This is a genomic window from Xanthomonas sp. DAR 35659, from assembly GCF_041242975.1.
GTDB classification, from domain to species: Bacteria; Pseudomonadota; Gammaproteobacteria; order Xanthomonadales; family Xanthomonadaceae; genus Xanthomonas_A; species Xanthomonas_A medicagonis.
In genome coordinates, this window is record NZ_CP162488.1 from 4536922 (window position 1) to 4553454 (window position 16533).

Genomic DNA, 16533 nt, shown 5'->3' on the forward strand with positions numbered 1-16533 from the left:
TTTCTACATCGCCCCGTCGCGCATCACGCGAGCGCGCCTATCCCCGGAGCGCCGCATTCCCTTCGCGAATGCGGCCGCACTCCGACACGAGCCCTACACCTTGGATTGCCCGTTCGCGATCTTTTCGATGACCGCCAGCTTCACCCTGTCCTCGGGAGAATCGCTGTAGTTCAGGAACCCATCGACGCCGTGCTTGTAGCCATTCCGGAAATCCTGGAACGTGTCCAGAATCCTGGTCTCGTATCGCTCGACGTACTGCTCGCCCTTCAGGAAGACGGTCACGCAATCGTTCCATTGGTCCAGGTGCTGATTGCCGACATAGGACTCCAGGAGCACTGCATCGACCTTGTTCCACTTGGCCCAGGAGATCAGCGCCTTGCCGCTGTCGGGATAGAATCTCCAGCAGTCGACCGGATAGCGGTGGAAATCGCCATTGGACGGCGTATTCAGGTAGCACAGCCCGCCGGGCTTCAGCACCCGCATGATCTCCAGGAACACGAGCCAGAACATTTCCGAATGCTCGAGGCAACTGCTCGACAGCACCATGTCGATGGACGCATCGTCGAACGGAAGCGAATACGGCGAATCCAACACGACATCGACGCCGTCGCCACTGGAAAAATCCACGCCGATGTACTCGAACTGCTGCGGCGCCACCTCGCGCAGGCTGCCGTTGAAATTCCTGGAGCCTATCTCGACGACCTTGACATTCGCTTGATCCTTGAGTGGCTTGGAGTAAGCCTCAAAAAAAAGCTTGCCATTGCTCATAGCAGTGGGATGCATCTGGAACCCTTCAATTTGGCAATTACAACGATCTCGGGCTTCATCGAGTCGGCAAGCAGCGCCGCTCGAAGCGCCAGCTTCTATGGAGCACGACGTGCAATGCCCTCTGCAGAACGCGCACGATTATTGCCGCATACCCACGCAGGGTAAAGCAAAACGGCACCGCCTGGCGCGTCGCACCCGGATCGTCGTTGGATCGCACAAGCATTGACTTGCATTTTCAGCATCACGCCGATGCCGCGCACGACCGCAAACTCCGCGGACTGCCCCGCTCAACGCGACCGCACGAACCGCATCACCGCACGGTCCAGCAAAGCCTGCAGCCCATGCCCGGCAACGTACAACAGCAGCAACAGCGGCGGCACCAGCAGCAGATAGCCGACGGTCCAGGACATGCCCTGCAACCAGGCATCGAGGCCGAGCGCATCCAGCGCCGCCAACTGCGGGGTCAACGGCAGCTGCAGCATCACGAAATGGCCCTTGTCGTCGGCGCCCTGCGCGGCCCAGATGCATAACGCGGTCGGCACCGCGTACAGTAGGCAAAAGCCGACACCGAGCCAGCTCACCCGGCGCATCGACCTACTCGCTGCGTTTGCGCAACCGCGACCACGCCACCGGCGCACAGGTTGCGCGGCGCGGTCAGTCGCGAGCACCACGGCACCTTCAGGATCATGGGCGGTCGACCTGCCTGCGCGCCGATGCGGCCCTGCGCGCGGCGTTCTTCTCGCCGATCCACCGCTCCAGGAATCGGCCCAGCCAATAGCTCGCCCAGAACATGGGCAGGAGCACCAGCACATTCGCGACCATCGCAGGCAACCACTCCAGCAACGGCGTCACGCCGAGAATGTCCAGCGGAAGCACGATCGGCGCGGTCGGCAGTGTCCGCAGTCCCGACCGCAGATGGGCATCCATCTGCGCATTGTTCGCCAGCCATTGGCAGCCAGCGATCACTGCCGCGTAGCACCCGCAGAACGCCAGACCGGTGGGACTCGGACGGCGCATCGCCTCAATTACTCCGTTTGCGGAACAGCAGCCACGACACCGTCAGCATCACCAGCGGCGGCAAGGCGTAGGCGATGCGGTAATCGAACTTGAGCGCGCCGGCCATGCGGCCGAAGAACAGTTGCAGCAGCCAGAACACCAGCGCGAACAGGATGCCCAGGAACAGGCGCTTGCCCATGCCGCCGCTGCGCAGCGCGCCGAACGCGAACGGGATCGCGGCGAAGCACAGCGCCAGCACGTTGATCGGGTAGAACCAGCGGCTCCAGTACTGGTCCTCGTAGTCGCGCGCGTCCAGGCCGTTGCGGCGCCGGTACTCGATGCTGGTGTGCAGGTCGTGCGCGGACAGGTTGCGCGGCTTGGCCAGGCCGGAGGCCAGCGCCGCCGCGTCCAGCCGCGACTGCCACGGCAGGCTGTCGAATTTCTCGCGCTGCACCGAGCGCTCGGCGAAGGTATCGCGGTAGACCTGCCTCAGGGTCCAGCCGCTGCTGCGGTGCTCGGCGGTGATGGCGTGGGTCAGCGAGGCCAGGCGCCCGGCCTGGTCCAGCGTGTACAGGCGCACGTCGCGCAGCTCCAGCCAGGCGCCGCCGCCGGCTTCCAGGTGCTCTTCGCCGCTCTGCGCGTTGAGGAAGGTGTCGCCCTCCCGCGCCCACAGCCCGGAGTAGCGGGCCATGCTCATGTTGCCGTTGTACTTGGCGTTGGCCTTGATCGCGTCGGCCTGGTTCTGCGCCCACGGCGCCAGGGTCTCGCCGCTGAACACCATCGCCGCGGTCAGCACCGCCATCGTCGCCGCGGCGGCCACGCTCAGCCGCCGCCGCGACAGGCCCAGCGCGCGCAGCGCGGTCAATTCCGAGGCCGCCGCCAGTTGCCCCAGGCCCATCAGCACGCCGATCACCGCACCGGTCGGGAACAGGGTATAGGCGCGCCGCGGCACGGTGTAGGCGACGAACGCCACGGCGTGGCCGAGGCTGTAGCTGCCCTTGCCGATGTCCTTGAATTCGTTGGACAAGGCCATGATCACGTCGAGGCCGAGCAGCACCGCCCAGGTCAGCAGGACGGTGCCGAGCACGGCGCGGCCGACGTAGACGTCGTGCAGGTGCGGACGCAGCCTCATGCCGCCTGCCTCCGCGGCCGCGACAGGCGGCCGTCGCGCAGGTAGCTCCACACCGCCAGCGCCAGCAGCGGCAGGGTCAGCCACCACAGGCCCAGCATCCGCGGCAGCTTGTCGGTGCTCAGCCACTGGGTGCCGAGGAACATCAGGTTGGTGCCGACCAGGTAGGCCAGGAACGCCAGCATGATCCGTCCGTAGCGCTGCTGCCGCGGCGAACTGCGCGACAGCGGCAGGGTCAGCAGGGCGAAGGCCAGCGCCAGCAGCGGCGGGGCGATGCGCGCGTGCAGCTGCGCGTTGGCCTGCGGGCGCGGATCGCCGACCAGCTGCGCGGTGGGCAGCAGTTCCGGATCGTCGTCCTTGCGCGACTCGTCGCGGTCCGGCAGGGCCACGTCGTTGCTGGCGTAGCGCATCAGCCGGTAATCCATGTCCTCCCCGGCCAGCGGCCCCTCGATGCGGTAGCCGTCCTCCAGGCGCAGGTAGCGGTCGGCGCTGCCCTCGAAGAACATCGCGCCGCGCTGCGCGGTGACCACGTCCAGGCGCCCGTCCTTCTGCCGCTGCATGAACACCTTGCCGAGCTTGGTGCCGTCGCCGGACAGGGTGCTGATGTAGACGATGCCGCCATCGGACAGGGTGGTGAAGCGCCCCGCCTCCAGCCCCGCCATCAGCAGGCTGCGGTTGGCCTCGTCGATCAGCCGGTCGGAGGTGCGGTCGGCCCAGGGGCCCAGCCACAGCGAGCACAGCCCGACCAGGGTCACCACCGGGATCACCAGCAGCAGGATCGGCCGCAGCAGGCGCCGCGGGCCGACGCCGATGGCGGTGATCACCGCCATCTCCGAGTCGCGGTACAGCCGCGCCAGGGCCAGCAGCAGGCCCAGCATCAGCGCCAGCGGCAGGATCAGCGGCAGGTACACCACGAACTGCAGGCCCAGTTGGGAGAACAGCAACTTGGCCGGGATGCGGCCATCGGCGATGTTGCCCAGCACATCGACCAGCACGCCGCCCACGCTGACCACCAGCAACACGATGAGGGTCGCCAAGAAGCTCTGGATGAAATCGCGCAGCAGGTATCGATCGAGCTTCGGCATGGGGGTGGGTTGATTTAAACTCTCGGATTCGTTCGCGGCGCGGCCAGCCTAACCCGGCTGGGCGTAAACAGCCCGCGATTGTACGGATTTGCCAACGGAATCTGCTCAATGGCCCTGGAATTCACCCTGAACCACGACGCCCCGGCCACCGCGGCGTTCGACTGCATCGTCGTCGGCATGTTCGCCGACAAGCGCCTGTCGCCGGCCGCCCAGGCCCTGGACGCCGCCAGCGGCGGGCGCCTGACGGCCCTGGCGGGCCGCGGCGACGTCGGCGGCAAGACCGGCGCCACCGCCCTGCTGCACGACCTGCCCGGCGTGGCCGCGCCGCGCGTCCTGGTGATCGGCCTGGGCGAGTCCGCCAAGTTCGGCGTGCCGCAGTACCTGAAGGCGGTCGGCGACGCGGCGCGCGCGTTGAAGGGCGGCCCGGCGGCCAAGGCCCTGTTCACGCTCTCCGAACTGGAGGTCAAGGGCCGCGACCAGGCCTGGGCGATCCGCCAGGCGGTGATCGCCAGCGACCATGCCTGCTACCGCTACACCGCCACCCTGGGCAAGAAGAAGCCCGAGGCCGGCGGCCTGGCCCACCTGGCCGTGCTCGGCGAGGACGCCACCGCGCTGGCCCAGGGCCAGGCCATCGCCGCCGGCGTGACCTTCGCCCGCGAGCTCGGCAACCTGCCGCCGAACCTGTGCACCCCCGCCTACCTGGCCGAGACCGCCGCCGCCTTCGCCCAGGGCGTGGACGGCGCCGAGGCCGAGATCCTCGACGAGACGCAGATGCAGGACCTGGGCATGGGCTCGCTGCTGGCGGTGGCGCGCGGCTCGGCCAACCGGCCGCGGCTGCTGGTGCTGAAGTGGCACGGCGGCGGCGACGCCAAGCCCTACGTGCTGGTCGGCAAGGGCATCACCTTCGATACCGGCGGCGTCAACCTGAAGACCCAGGGCGGCATCGAGGAGATGAAGTACGACATGTGCGGCGGCGCCAACGTCATCGGCACCTTCGTCGCCGCGGCCACCGCGCGCCTGCCGCTGAACCTGGTGGTGGTGGTGCCGGCGGTGGAGAACGCGATCGACGGCAACGCCTACCGCCCGTCCGACGTCATCACCAGCATGTCCGGCAAGACCATCGAAGTCGGCAACACCGACGCCGAGGGCCGCCTGATCCTGTGCGACGCGCTGACCTACGCCGAGCGCTTCGAGCCCGCTGCGCTGATCGACGTGGCCACCCTGACCGGCGCCTGCATGGTCGCGCTCGGCCACCAGACCGCCGGCCTGATGAGCAAGCACGACGACCTGGCCGAGGAACTGCTGGCCGCCGGCGAGCACGTGTTCGACCGCGCCTGGCGCCTGCCGCTGTGGGACGAGTACCAGGGCCTGCTGGATTCCAGCTTCGCCGACGTCTACAACATCGGCGGCCGCTGGGCCGGCGCGATCACCGCCGGCTGCTTCCTGTCGCGCTTCACCGAGAACCAGCGCTGGGCGCACCTGGACATCGCCGGCGTGGCCAGCGACGAAGGCAAGCGCGGCATGGCCACCGGCCGCCCGGTGGGGTTGTTGTCACAGTGGTTGCTCGACCGCGCCGCAGGCGGCGCGGCGTGATTGGGGAGTCGGGAGTGGGGATTCGTGAAAGGCGCCTCCGCGTTCCCTTTGCGCGCCCCTTGCTCCAGCAGGCGACCATGATCCGCGGTTGCCAATCCCCAATCCCGAATAACGAATCCCCGCCCTGATGCGCGCCGACTTCTACCTGATCGCCAAGCCGCGGTTCCTCACCGAACCGCTGCGGCTGGTCTGCGAGCTGGCGCGCAAGGCCAACGACGCCAACCTGTGGACGCTGGTGCTGGCGCGCGACATGGCCCAGGCCGAGGAACTGGACGAGCTGCTGTGGGCGTTCGACGACGATGCCTACATCACGCACCAGATCGCCGGCGCCGACGTCGACGAGGAGGAGGCGCAGGTGCTGATCGCCCCGCCCGGGGTGGAGGCGCCATCGCGTCCGCTGGTGATCAACCTGCGCGACGACGCCTACCGCGGCGCCTGCGACCGCGTCCTGGAAGTGGTGCCGGCCGACCCGGCCGCGCGCGAACCGCTGCGCGAACGCTGGAAGCAGTACAAGGCGCTGGGCTTCGAGGTCAGCAAGTACGACATGTGATGAAGCCGGGATTGGGGATTCGGGATGGGTCCCTTCCCCGCTCCCCTTCACGAGCACCGCACGGCAACGAATCCCCAATCCCGAATCTCCAATCCCGGCTTCTCCATGACCACCCTCGCCCCCAGCTACGACCCCTCCTCCTTCGAATCGCGCCTGTACGCCCAGTGGGAAGCGGCCGGCCACTTCAAGCCGTCCGGGCAGGGCGAGCCGTACACCGTGCTGCTGCCGCCGCCGAACGTGACCGGCACGCTGCACATGGGCCACGCCTTCCAGCAGACGCTGATGGACGCGCTGGTGCGCTACCACCGCATGCGCGGCTTCGACACGCTGTGGCAGGTCGGCAGCGACCATGCCGGCATCGCCACCGAGATGGTGGTGTCGCGCAACCTGGCGCTGGAAGGCAACGGCGAGACCCGCGATTCGCTGGGGCGCGAGGGCTTCATCGCGAAGGTGTGGGAGTGGAAGCAGCATTCCGGCGACACCATCGAGCGGCAGATGCGCCGCCTCGGCACCTCGGCCGACTGGTCGCGCAGCACCTTCACCATGGACCCGCAGCCGTCGGCGGCGGTGGTCGAAGCGTTCGTGCGCTGGCACGAGCAGGGCCTGATCTACCGCGGCCAACGCCTGGTCAACTGGGACCCGGTGCTGAAGACCGCGATCTCCGACCTGGAAGTGGAGAACGTCGAGGAAGACGGTTTCCTGTGGTCGATCGCCTACAAACTGGAAGACGGCGCCAGCTACACGCATGTCGAACACGATGCCGACGGCAACGAGACCCTGCGCGAGACCCGCGACTACCTGGTGGTCGCCACCACCCGCCCGGAGACCCTGCTCGGCGATACCGCGGTGATGGTGCACCCGGAGGACGCGCGCTACGCGCACCTGATCGGCAAGACGGTGACACTGCCGCTGACTGGCCGCCGCGTGCCGGTGATCGGCGACGACTACGTCGACCGCATGTTCGGCACCGGCGTGGTCAAGGTGACCCCGGCGCACGACTTCAACGACTACCAGGTCGGCGTGCGGCATGGGTTGCCGATGATCAACATCCTGACCAAGGAAGCCAAGATCGTCAGCAACTCCGCGGCCGATTGGCACATAAATCAAACAACATCCAATCCGAGCGAAAACAGGAATCGGGTGTTCAGTGTTGTTGACATGGCCTCCGACATTGGCATTCCGGAAAAGTATTGGGGCCTGGACCGCTACGACGCGCGCAAGGCGGTGCTGGCCGACCTCGAAGACCTCGGCATCCTGGTCGAGACCAAGCCGCACAAGCTGCAGGTGCCGCGCGGCGACCGCACCGGCCAGGTGATCGAGCCCTACCTCACCGACCAATGGTTCGTGAAGATGGACGCGCTGGCCAAGCGCGGCCTGGAACTGGTCGAATCGGGCCAGATCCAGTTCGTGCCGCCGAACTGGATCAACACCTACCGCCACTGGATGGAGAACATCCAGGACTGGTGCATCAGCCGCCAGCTGTGGTGGGGCCATCGCATTCCGGCCTGGTTCGACGACGCGGGCAACTGCTACGTCGGCCGCGACGAGGCCGACGCGCGCGCGAAGGGCGGCTTGGGCGCCGACGTCGCCCTGCACCAGGACAGCGACGTGCTGGAGACCTGGTTCTCCTCGCAGCTGTGGCCGTTCGCGACGATGGGCTGGCCGGATCCGCAGGCGATGGCCGCGCGCGGCTTCGACCGCTACCTGCCGTCGAGCGTGCTGGTCACCGGCTTCGACATCATCTTCTTCTGGGTGGCGCGGATGATCATGGCCACCGACAGCTTCACCGGCCAGGTGCCGTTCCGCGATGTGTACATCACCGGCCTGATCCGCGACAAGGACGGGCAGAAGATGTCCAAGTCCAAGGGCAACGTGCTCGATCCGCTGGACATCATCGACGGCATCCGCATCGAGGACCTGGTCGCCAAGCGCACCACCGGGCTGATGCAGCCGCGCATGGCCGAGAAGATCGAGAAGGCCACGCGCAAGGAATTCCCCGAGGGCATCATCGCCCACGGCGCCGACGCGCTGCGCTTCACCATCGCCGCGCTGGCCGGCCACGGCCGCGACATCAAGTTCGACCTGGGCCGCGCCGAGGGCTACAAGAACTTCTGCAACAAACTGTGGAATGCCAGCCGCTTCGTGCTGATGAATACGCAGGGCCGGGAATCGGGAACCGGGAATCGGGAATCGGCACAGCAGGCACCCGTCACCGATGCCGAGAAGTGGATCCTGGTGCGCCTGGACAAGGTCGCCGCCGAAGCGCAGGCGCACTACGCCGCCTATCGCTTCGATCTGCTGGCGCAGTGCCTGTACGAGTTCGCCTGGAACGAGTTCTGCGACTGGTTCCTGGAACTGACCAAGCCGGCCTTGAACGGCGACGACGCCGTCGCCGCCGACAGCACCCGCCACACCCTGTTGCAGGTGCTGGAAACCCTGCTGCGCCTGCTGCACCCGCTGACCCCGTTCGTCACCGAGGAACTGTGGCAGCAGGTGGCGCCGCGCCTGGGCATCGCCGCATCGACCATCTCGCTGCAGCCCTATCCGCAGCCCGGCGCGCTGAACGTGGCCGACTACGCCAGTGCCGAAGCCGATATCGAATGGCTCAAGGCGATGGTCTCGGCGCTGCGTCGCGTGCGCAGCGAACTGCAGGTGGCGCCGTCGCGGCAGGTGCCGCTGCTGCTGCAGGGCGGCCAGGCGCAGGACCGCGCGCGGGTCGAGCGCTTCGCCCCGCAACTGCGCTTCCTGCTCAAGCTGGAGGCCATCCAGTGGCTGGAGGATGGCGCAGCGGCGCCGGCCGCGGCCACCGCGATCGTCGGCGAACTGCGGCTGTTGGTGCCGCTGGAAGGCCTGGTCGACCTGGATGCCGAGCGCCTGCGCCTGGACAAGGAGATCGCCCGCGTCGCCGCCGAGAAGGACAAGAGCGCGGCCAAGCTGGAGAAGTTCACCGACAAGGTGCCGGCGGCGGTGGTCGAACAGGAGCGACAGCGCCTGGCCGACTGGAGCGCGCAGCTGGACGGCCTGCGCGCACAGCGCGCCAAGCTGTAGCAGGGGCCGGCGGCACACCATGCGCTGGTGCGTGCCGCCGCCGTTGCTGGTGCTGGTGGGTGCCGCGGCGGCCTGGGCCGCGGCCCGCGCGTGGCCCGCGCCGACCTTGCTGCTGCCTGGTCAACGCGCGCTGGGCGTGGCGATGATCGCGGCCGGCGTGATCGCCAACCTGGCACCGAAACGGCATTTCCGCCGCGCCGGCACCACGGTGAACCCGCTGCGGCCGCAGCGCGCCAGCGCGCTGGTGGAGTCCGGGCTGCATCGCCACTCGCGCAACCCGATGTACGTCGGACACGCCCTGGTGCTGCTGGGCTGGCTGCTGTGGCTCGGCCATCCCGCCGCGGGCGTGGCGTTGGCGATCTACCTGCTGTATGCCGATCGCGTGCAGATCCCGCGCGAGGAGGCCGCATTGCAGACGCGCTTCGGCGCCCGCTACACCGACTACTGCCGGCGCGTGCGCCGCTGGCTGTAGAACACCCGCTCCGCCGGGCGCGAAGCCCGCGCCTTCACGCGGTCCGCGCCGCCGCCCGATTCGCGGGCGGCGGCGCGTGCGTTCAGAGCTTGCCGGCGCCGGCCTTGGCCTTGACGTCCGCCGCCACCTTGTTCGCCGGCAGCAGCGAATAGGTATACGGCGGCGTCCAGCCGATGCTGTTGTTCCAGGAACAGGTCAGCGCCTTGCCGTTGAGCAGCGAGCCGAAGTCGCGGTAGACGCTGCCGCCGTAGTCGGCCGCGATCTTGTCGCAACTGCTCACGCCGCCGATGTCGAAGACGTTGTTCTCGGAGAAGATCTTCGACTCCTTGCCGACGCCGTGCGCGTAGGAGAACGGATATACCGCGTTGCTGGTGCTGCCGACGTGGTAGTTGTTGTACAGGTGCACCTGGCCGTAGCGCACCCGCGGCGCGCGCGCGGAGATGTTCTCGAACAGGGTGTTGTGGATGGTCACCTTGAGCTTGCCGCTGTCGGTGCTGGAGGCGCTGTCGCTGGAGCCGATCAGGTTGTTCTTCTCGTGCGACTTGAACGCCGAGTAGGACACGGTGACGTAGTTGGCGCCCTTCTTGATGTCCAACGCGCCGTCGTGATGCTGCTTGGGGCGACCGTTGGCGGTGCCGTTCTGGTCGTCGGTGCGGCGGCCGTCGGTGAAGGTCACGTGGTCCACCCACACGTTGCTGGCGCCCTCGATGGTCATGCCGTCGTATTCGGAATTCCAGTTGCCGGCGCTGCCGTCGTCCGGATCCCACACCGGTTGCGGATCCCACGGATTCTCGATGGTGAGATTGCGCACGATCACGTCGTTGGCCTTGACGTAGAAGTAGCCTTCGCGGATCTCGGCATTGCTGCCGACGCCGATCAGCGTGGTCTTGGTGGGAATGTCCAGGCGCGCGCGGCTCTTCATGTCCGCGGTGGTGCTGTAGGGCGTGCCTTCGCTGATGTCGATGATGCCGTTGACCTTGATGATGCGGCCGTTGCTGCCGACGCTGGCCTTCAATGCGGCTTTCAGCTGCGCGGCGTTGCTCACGCTGTAGACGTTCGCGGCGGCGGCCTTGGAGCCGCCCTTGGTGCCGCCATTCTGGGTCGCCCAGCCGGTCGTGGCGACGTCCAGGCTGGCATCGGCCTGCGCGCTGCCGGCCACTCCCGCCAGGCAGAAGGCAAGCGCAAGTGCGCCGGTGCGCATGCGCGGGAAAGCGATGGGTGGCTGTGTCTTCATCCTGGAACCTCGTCGGCATGGAAGGAGTCGGCGCGCCCGCGGCGCGGGCGCATTCGCTGTCCCTTCGGACAACCGCGCGTAATGCGACCAACCGCGGCGGCGCCGAAGAGGCGCGCACTGTAGGGAGCGCGCGCGCCTTGGGAAGAGACAAATGCGATGGGTTCGACTTCGATGCAGCGATATGCGAATGGCATCTAAGAAAATGCGATGGCGGCGGCACTTCCACGCGCGCAACCGCTGCGGGACAACAACGCTGTCCACACGACACCTCGCGACATTCGCGAATCGCGACGTGTCCCGCCGAAGCACGCTTCCGGATTTGGAACAGAGGTGGCGCAGCGTGCGGCATTACCGCTAGCTATCACTGCGCGGCACGAATGGACCTGGACGCAATTGCCGATCGCACCGGCGCATGGGCGCGGCCAATCCGACTCTAGCCTCGCCACACCGACTACACGCGCTCGCGACACGTCGCGCGCGCCGGCGCGGAAAGTCACGCTGACCCGCACCCACGGAGTCGCGGGAAAAGTGTTCGTTGCGTTTCAACAAGTCGAACCGAAACGCTGCGACCGCACCGGCAACCAGACGCCGCACGACCATAACCAGCCGCGATCCGCGTCGCCCCTGTAGGAGCGGCTTTAGCCGCGACGAGGCGTTCCCGGTAAAGCCCGTCGCGGCTAAAGCCGCTCCTACAGGACACTTTCCGAAGTGATTAGAGCTGCCCTTCACTCGCGACGCGAGATACCAGAAAAAACGGCCGACATCGCCACCAACCGCGTCTTCTCTCCCGAATCCCCAATCCCCAATCCCCAATCCCGGCTTCTTACAGCCCGACACATACGTCAATGCGCCCGCCACCGCAGGCCGCGACGCGTTACGACATGCCTTCGAAGAACAACTCGATCGCCATCACCAACGCATCCTCGCGGCCGTTCGCCGCCGGGTAGTAGCGCGGGCGGCGGCCGATCTCGTTGAAGCCTTCGCTGTGGTACAGCGCGATCGCGTTGGGATTGGACGGGCGCACTTCCAGGAACACCCGACGCGCGCCCAGGTCGACGCCGTACTTGATCAGCGCGCGCAGCAGCACGCGGCCGTAACCGCGCGATTGCCGCTCCGGCGCGACGCAGACGTTGAGGATATGCGCCTCGTCGGCGGCCACGCTGATCACGCCGTAGCCGACGATCTGGCCCTGCTCCTGCAGCACCCAGCCCGGATACCCGGCCTGCAGGCAGTCGCGGAAGATGCCGCGCGTCCACGGGAACGGATAGGCGCGGCGCTCGATCTCCATCACCGCATCGAGGTCGGCCTCGCGCAGCGGACGCAGCGTGGCCGCGGCCGGCGAGGAGGCCGAACCCTGTGCGCTCATCGCGGCGCCTGCTTGCGCAGCGCGCGCAGTTGCGGCCACAGCGCGCGCTTGGCGGCGGCATTGCCGCGCAGTTCGGCCAACGGCCAGGTGGCCATCAACGTCTGCGTGGCCGGATCGTTCGGATTGCGCCCGGACGCGCGCAGCAGCGCGATCTGCAGGCGGTCGGGCAGACGCAGGCCGCTGCGGCGCGCCGGCGGCGCGCGTGGCGGCTCGGGCGTGGTCGCCGGCGGTGACGGCGCGCGCTCGCGCGGCGGCGCAGTTGCAGGCGCGGCGGAGCGCGCTGGCGCCGGGACGGTGGCCCGGCGCTCAGGAGTCGCCGCGTCGGCGGCCGCTGTGCCGCGCGCCTCGGTCGCCGGCTGCGCCACCACCGCATCGACCTCGGCGTCGGCCGCGACGTACAGCGTATGGCCCAGCGCCTGCAGCCAGCCGTGCTGCTCGGCCGACCACAACGGTGCGTCGTTGCGCATCGCCTCGCTCACGCCGCGTCCGGCAACTTGCGCCAGCGCCGCCACAGCCAGTAGCAGGGCCCGGACAAGGCGTACAGCACGCCGATCGCCAGCAAGGCGCGCGACAGATCGATGACCAGCACCGCGATCACCACCGGCGCCAGTACCAGCATCAGGAACGGCACCCGGTCCGCGCGCGGGCCTTTCTCGCCGCCGCCCTTGAAGCTCCAGAAACGGATGCGACTGACCATCAACAGCGCCGCGACCACGGTCACGCCCAGCGCCACGTAGCGCAGCTGCTCGCCGTCCCAACCGAGGTTGCCGTCGGCGAAGGCCCACACGAAGGCCATCATCAGCCCCGCCGCGGCCGGGCTTGCCAGGCCGACGAACCAGCGCTTGTCCACGGTGCCGACCTGGGTATTGAAGCGCGCCAGGCGCAGCGCGGCGCAGGCCGCGTACAGGAAGGCCGCCGACCAGCCGACCCGGCCCATCATGCCGCCGTCGAACTTCAGCGACGACAGCGACCAGTGGTACATCACTAGCGCCGGGGCCATGCCGAAGCTGACCAGGTCGGCCAGCGAGTCGTACTGCACGCCGAATTCGCTGCTGGTGCCGGTCAGCCGCGCCACCCGCCCGTCCAGCCCGTCCATCACCGCGGCGACGAACACCGCCACGCTGGCGTGCACGAACTGGCCATTGGCCGCGGCGATGATGGCGTAGAAACCGGAGAACAGGCCGGCGGTGGTGAACAGGTTCGGCAGCAGATAGATGGTGCGCGAACGGGGAGGCGGTCGGGATGGGTCCATCCGGGCAGTTTAATCGACTTGCCAGCCCCGTCGGCGGGTGCTGCAATCGGCGTTCGCCCTGCCCCGGAGAACGTGATGCGCGCCCTGACCCGGCTTTGTTGCCTGTCCCTGCTCGCCGCCAGCGGTGTGGCCGGCGCCGCCACCTTGTACCAGTGGAAGGATGCGCAGGGCGTCACCCACTATTCGCAGAGCCCGCCGCCGGGCGGCAAATACCAGGCGCGGCGGGTCGACAGCCGCGGCGGCGCCCCGGCCGAGGCCACCGAGGCCGCCGCCCCGGCCGAAAGCGGCAACTGCCTGAGCGCGCGCAAGAACCTGGACATCCTGAGCAAGCCGGGCAAGGTGATGACCGACCGCGACGGCGACGGCAAGCCCGACGCGGAGCTGGACGAGGACCAGCGCACCGCGCAAAAGGCGCTGGCCGAGGCCGCGATCAAGGCCTATTGCGCGCCGCCGCCCGCCGCCGAATGAGCGCAAGCGCCCGGCGCGGACACGGCGCCGGCCGCCATACACCCCCGCAGCGCCGGCAATGACTGGCAAAATGGGCGACCCGCCGTCTGCGAAGCCCTTCGATGCGCCTTTCCCAGTTCCACCTGCACACCACCAAGGAAACCCCGGCCGACGCCGAACTGGTCAGCCACCGGCTGATGCTGCGCGCCGGCATGATCCGCAAGCTCGCCTCCGGCCTGTACACCTGGTCGCCGCTGGGCCTGCGCGTGCTGCGCAAGGTGGAGGCGGTGGTGCGCGAGGAAATGAACCGCGCCGGCGCCGTGGAAGTGCTGTTCCCGACCATCCAGCCGCGCGAGCTGTGGGACGCCACCGGGCGCTGGAAGAAGTTCGGCGGGCTGATGCTGCGCATGAAGGACCGCAAGGACCAGGAATACTGCTACAGCCCCACCGCCGAGGAGGCCGCCGCCGACTTCGCGCGCCAGGAGCTGAGCAGCTACAAGCAGTTGCCGCTGAACGTCTACCAGATCCAGACCAAGTTCCGCGACGAGATCCGCCCGCGCTTCGGCGTGATGCGCGCGCGCGAGTTCCTGATGAAGGACGCCTACTCGTTCCATGTCAGCGACGAGGACCTGGCGCGCGAGTACGAGAACATGAAGGCCGCCTACAGCCGCATCTTCACCCGCCTGGGCCTGCAGTTCCGCGCGGTGCAGGCCGATTCGGGCGACATCGGCGGCGACGCCTCGCAGGAATTCCACGTGCTGGCCGAGTCCGGCGAGGATTCGCTGGCGTTCTCCACCGGCTCGGACTACGCGGCCAATGTCGAGACCGCGGTCGCCGCCGACCCGGCGCCGCGCCCGGCGCCGCAGGAAGCGCTGCGCAAGGTCGCCACGCCCACCCAGAAGACCTGCGAGGCCGTGGCCGAATTGCTGGGTATCGCCCTGCAACGCACGGTCAAGTCGGTCGCGGTGATGGCCGGCGAGCGCTTCGTGCTGGCGTTGGTGCGCGGCGATCACGCGGTGAACGAGATCAAGCTGGGCAAGGTCGCCGGCCTGGCCGGCTACCGCATGGCCAACGAGGCCGAGATCCGCGCCCATCTCGGCAGCGAGCCGGGCTTCCTCGGTCCGCTCAATCCCTTGCTGCCGGTGCGCGTGGTCGCCGACCGCGACGTGGCGGCGATGGCCGATTTCGTGGTCGGCGCCAACGAAGCCGGCTTCCACCTGGCCGGCGTGAACTGGGGCCGCGACCTGCCCGAGCCGGAAACCGTCGCCGACCTGCGCAACGTGGTCGAGGGCGAGCGCGCGGCCGATGGCGGCGAGATCCGCCTGGCGCGCGGCATCGAGGTCGGCCATGTGTTCCAGCTCGGCCGCCAGTACGCGCAGGCGCTGGACGCCACCGTGCTGGACGAGAACGGCAAGACCGTGGCGATGGCGATGGGCTGCTATGGCATCGGCATCTCGCGCATCGTCGCCGCGGCGATCGAGCAGAACCACGACGAGGCCGGCATCCGCTGGCCGCAGCCGATGGCGCCGTGGGCGGTGGCGATCTGCGTGATCAACCCCAAGCGCGACCCGGCGATCGACGCCGCCGGCCAGGCGTTGCTGGCGGACCTGCAGCAGGCGGGCCTGGACGCCGTGCTCGACGATCGCGGCCTGCGCGCCGGCGCGATGTTCGCCGATATCGAACTGATCGGCATCCCGCACCGCGTGGTGGTGTCCGAGCGCGGGCTGGCGGCCGGCACCTTCGAATACCGGGCGCGCAGCGGCGGCGAGGCCGAAAGCCTCGACCGGGCCGCCTTGCTGGCGCGGCTGCAGGGTTAATCGGATCGAAAAGGCCGGGAATATATCCCGGCCTTTTTTGTTTGCGCGGCCATCGCCGCGACATCGCCTGCACATTCGCCCCGGCAGTATGCCCGGCTGGATCGCGGCGGCATGCCGGATTTGTTTGGCATCGCATATCCGGGGCGTATACCTGTCCCGTGCGCTTATTCCGATTCGGCGGCCGCCACCGAATGACGGAATATTTGTCAATTCGATAAAGCGATATTATGATTCCATTCGCGCCAGGGAATGGCTGCATGCCCATCGTCCATTTTCCGGAGTACAGATGACCATCGATCTCAGCGGCCTGTCGGCCAAGCAGTTGGGCGCTCTTATCAAGACTGCCAAGAAACAACAGACCATCGTCGCCAAGCGCACGCCCATCGCCAAGGTCCGCACCCTGCTGGCACGCCTGGCCAAGAGCCATGGTTACAGCCTCGAAGAGGCCGTCGGTGGCGCCGCTCCGGCCAAGCGCGGCCGCAAGGCCGCCGGCAAGCCGGGTCCGAAGGCGGGTCGCAAGCTGGGCAAGGTGCCGCCGAAATACCGCAATCCGGCCAATCCGGCGGAAACCTGGACCGGCCGCGGCAAGCAGCCGCGCTGGCTGGCCGAGCAGGTCGGCAAGGGCAAGAAGGTCGAGGATTTCCTGATCGCCGGCGGCGCCGCCAAATCCGCCGCGCCGGCCAAGAAAACCGCCAAGAAAGCCAGCAAGCGCGTGGCCAAGAAGGCCAGCAAGGCCGCGTCGTCGAAAGCCTGATCGGCAACGACGCGCGCATCGA

The 16533-nt window shown here is 68.2% G+C and carries 16 protein-coding genes; 7 read left to right on the forward strand and 9 right to left on the reverse strand.

Going from position 1 to position 16533, the window contains the following annotated elements; genetic code table 11:
- Positions 1–93: 93 nt before the first annotated feature.
- The 5 genes from AB3X07_RS19135 to lptF all read right to left on the reverse strand — a co-directional run bounded on the left by AB3X07_RS19135 (position 94) and on the right by lptF (position 3978).
- Positions 94–768: a methyltransferase domain-containing protein gene (locus tag AB3X07_RS19135; protein WP_369940352.1), complete on the reverse strand. Its 675-nt coding sequence runs from the start codon at positions 766–768 to the stop codon at positions 94–96.
- Between the two features lie 287 nt (positions 769–1055).
- Entirely contained in the window at positions 1056–1358 is a 303-nt protein-coding gene (locus AB3X07_RS19140; RefSeq protein ID WP_369940353.1) for a hypothetical protein, read from the reverse strand.
- A gap of 94 nt (positions 1359–1452) precedes the next feature.
- Entirely contained in the window at positions 1453–1695 is a 243-nt protein-coding gene (locus tag AB3X07_RS19145) for a hypothetical protein (protein ID WP_369940355.1), read from the reverse strand.
- Positions 1696–1789: 94 nt separating this feature from the next.
- On the reverse strand, positions 1790–2896 hold the full coding sequence (gene lptG / locus AB3X07_RS19150; protein ID WP_369940356.1) for an LPS export ABC transporter permease LptG: 1107 nt from the start codon (positions 2894–2896) through the stop codon (positions 1790–1792).
- Positions 2893–3978, reverse strand: a complete 1086-nt coding sequence (gene lptF, locus AB3X07_RS19155) for an LPS export ABC transporter permease LptF (protein WP_369940357.1) — start codon at positions 3976–3978, stop codon at positions 2893–2895. The genes lptG and lptF overlap by 4 nt, the downstream gene beginning before the upstream one ends.
- A gap of 108 nt (positions 3979–4086) precedes the next feature.
- On the opposite strand from lptF, the gene AB3X07_RS19160 reads away from it, so the two are divergent.
- From AB3X07_RS19160 to AB3X07_RS19175, 4 genes are all read left to right on the forward strand, one after another.
- Entirely contained in the window at positions 4087–5571 is a 1485-nt protein-coding gene (locus tag AB3X07_RS19160) for a leucyl aminopeptidase (protein ID WP_369940359.1), read from the forward strand.
- 124 nt (positions 5572–5695) lie between these two features.
- A complete protein-coding gene (locus AB3X07_RS19165) occupies positions 5696–6121 on the forward strand; it encodes a DNA polymerase III subunit chi (protein WP_369944814.1) in 426 nt (141 codons plus the stop codon).
- A 105-nt stretch (positions 6122–6226) separates the two neighbouring features.
- Positions 6227–9169, forward strand: a complete 2943-nt coding sequence (locus tag AB3X07_RS19170; RefSeq protein WP_369940361.1) for a valine--tRNA ligase — start codon at positions 6227–6229, stop codon at positions 9167–9169.
- A 19-nt stretch (positions 9170–9188) separates the two neighbouring features.
- On the forward strand, positions 9189–9641 hold the full coding sequence (locus AB3X07_RS19175) for a methyltransferase family protein (RefSeq protein WP_369940362.1): 453 nt from the start codon (positions 9189–9191) through the stop codon (positions 9639–9641).
- Between the two features lie 82 nt (positions 9642–9723).
- Here the strand turns inward: AB3X07_RS19175 and AB3X07_RS19180 are convergent, their stop codons facing one another.
- The 4 genes from AB3X07_RS19180 to pssA form a co-directional block, all read right to left on the reverse strand.
- The gene (locus AB3X07_RS19180; protein ID WP_369944815.1) at positions 9724–10842 is read right to left on the reverse strand and encodes a pectate lyase family protein; all 1119 of its coding nucleotides are present in this window, start codon (positions 10840–10842) and stop codon (positions 9724–9726) included.
- A gap of 907 nt (positions 10843–11749) precedes the next feature.
- The gene (gene rimI, locus AB3X07_RS19185; RefSeq protein WP_369940363.1) at positions 11750–12241 is read right to left on the reverse strand and encodes a ribosomal protein S18-alanine N-acetyltransferase; all 492 of its coding nucleotides are present in this window, start codon (positions 12239–12241) and stop codon (positions 11750–11752) included.
- Complete coding sequence (locus tag AB3X07_RS19190; RefSeq protein ID WP_369944816.1) at positions 12238–12708, reverse strand: alanine acetyltransferase; 471 nt, start codon at positions 12706–12708, stop codon at positions 12238–12240. The genes rimI and AB3X07_RS19190 overlap by 4 nt, the downstream gene beginning before the upstream one ends.
- 8 nt (positions 12709–12716) lie before the next feature.
- Positions 12717–13493: a CDP-diacylglycerol--serine O-phosphatidyltransferase gene (pssA, locus tag AB3X07_RS19195; protein ID WP_369940365.1), complete on the reverse strand. Its 777-nt coding sequence runs from the start codon at positions 13491–13493 to the stop codon at positions 12717–12719.
- 75 nt (positions 13494–13568) lie between these two features.
- Here pssA and AB3X07_RS19200 point away from each other — a divergent pair, with 75 nt between their 5' ends.
- The 3 genes from AB3X07_RS19200 (at position 13569) to AB3X07_RS19210 (ending at position 16511) form a co-directional block, all read left to right on the forward strand.
- Positions 13569–13961, forward strand: coding sequence for a DUF4124 domain-containing protein (locus tag AB3X07_RS19200; RefSeq protein ID WP_369940366.1), 393 nt, complete (start codon positions 13569–13571; stop codon positions 13959–13961).
- Between the two features lie 101 nt (positions 13962–14062).
- Complete coding sequence (locus AB3X07_RS19205; RefSeq protein WP_369940367.1) at positions 14063–15757, forward strand: proline--tRNA ligase; 1695 nt, start codon at positions 14063–14065, stop codon at positions 15755–15757.
- Positions 15758–16043: 286 nt separating this feature from the next.
- A complete protein-coding gene (locus AB3X07_RS19210) occupies positions 16044–16511 on the forward strand; it encodes an H-NS family nucleoid-associated regulatory protein (protein WP_369944817.1) in 468 nt (155 codons plus the stop codon).
- The last annotated feature ends 22 nt before the right edge of the window (positions 16512–16533 follow it).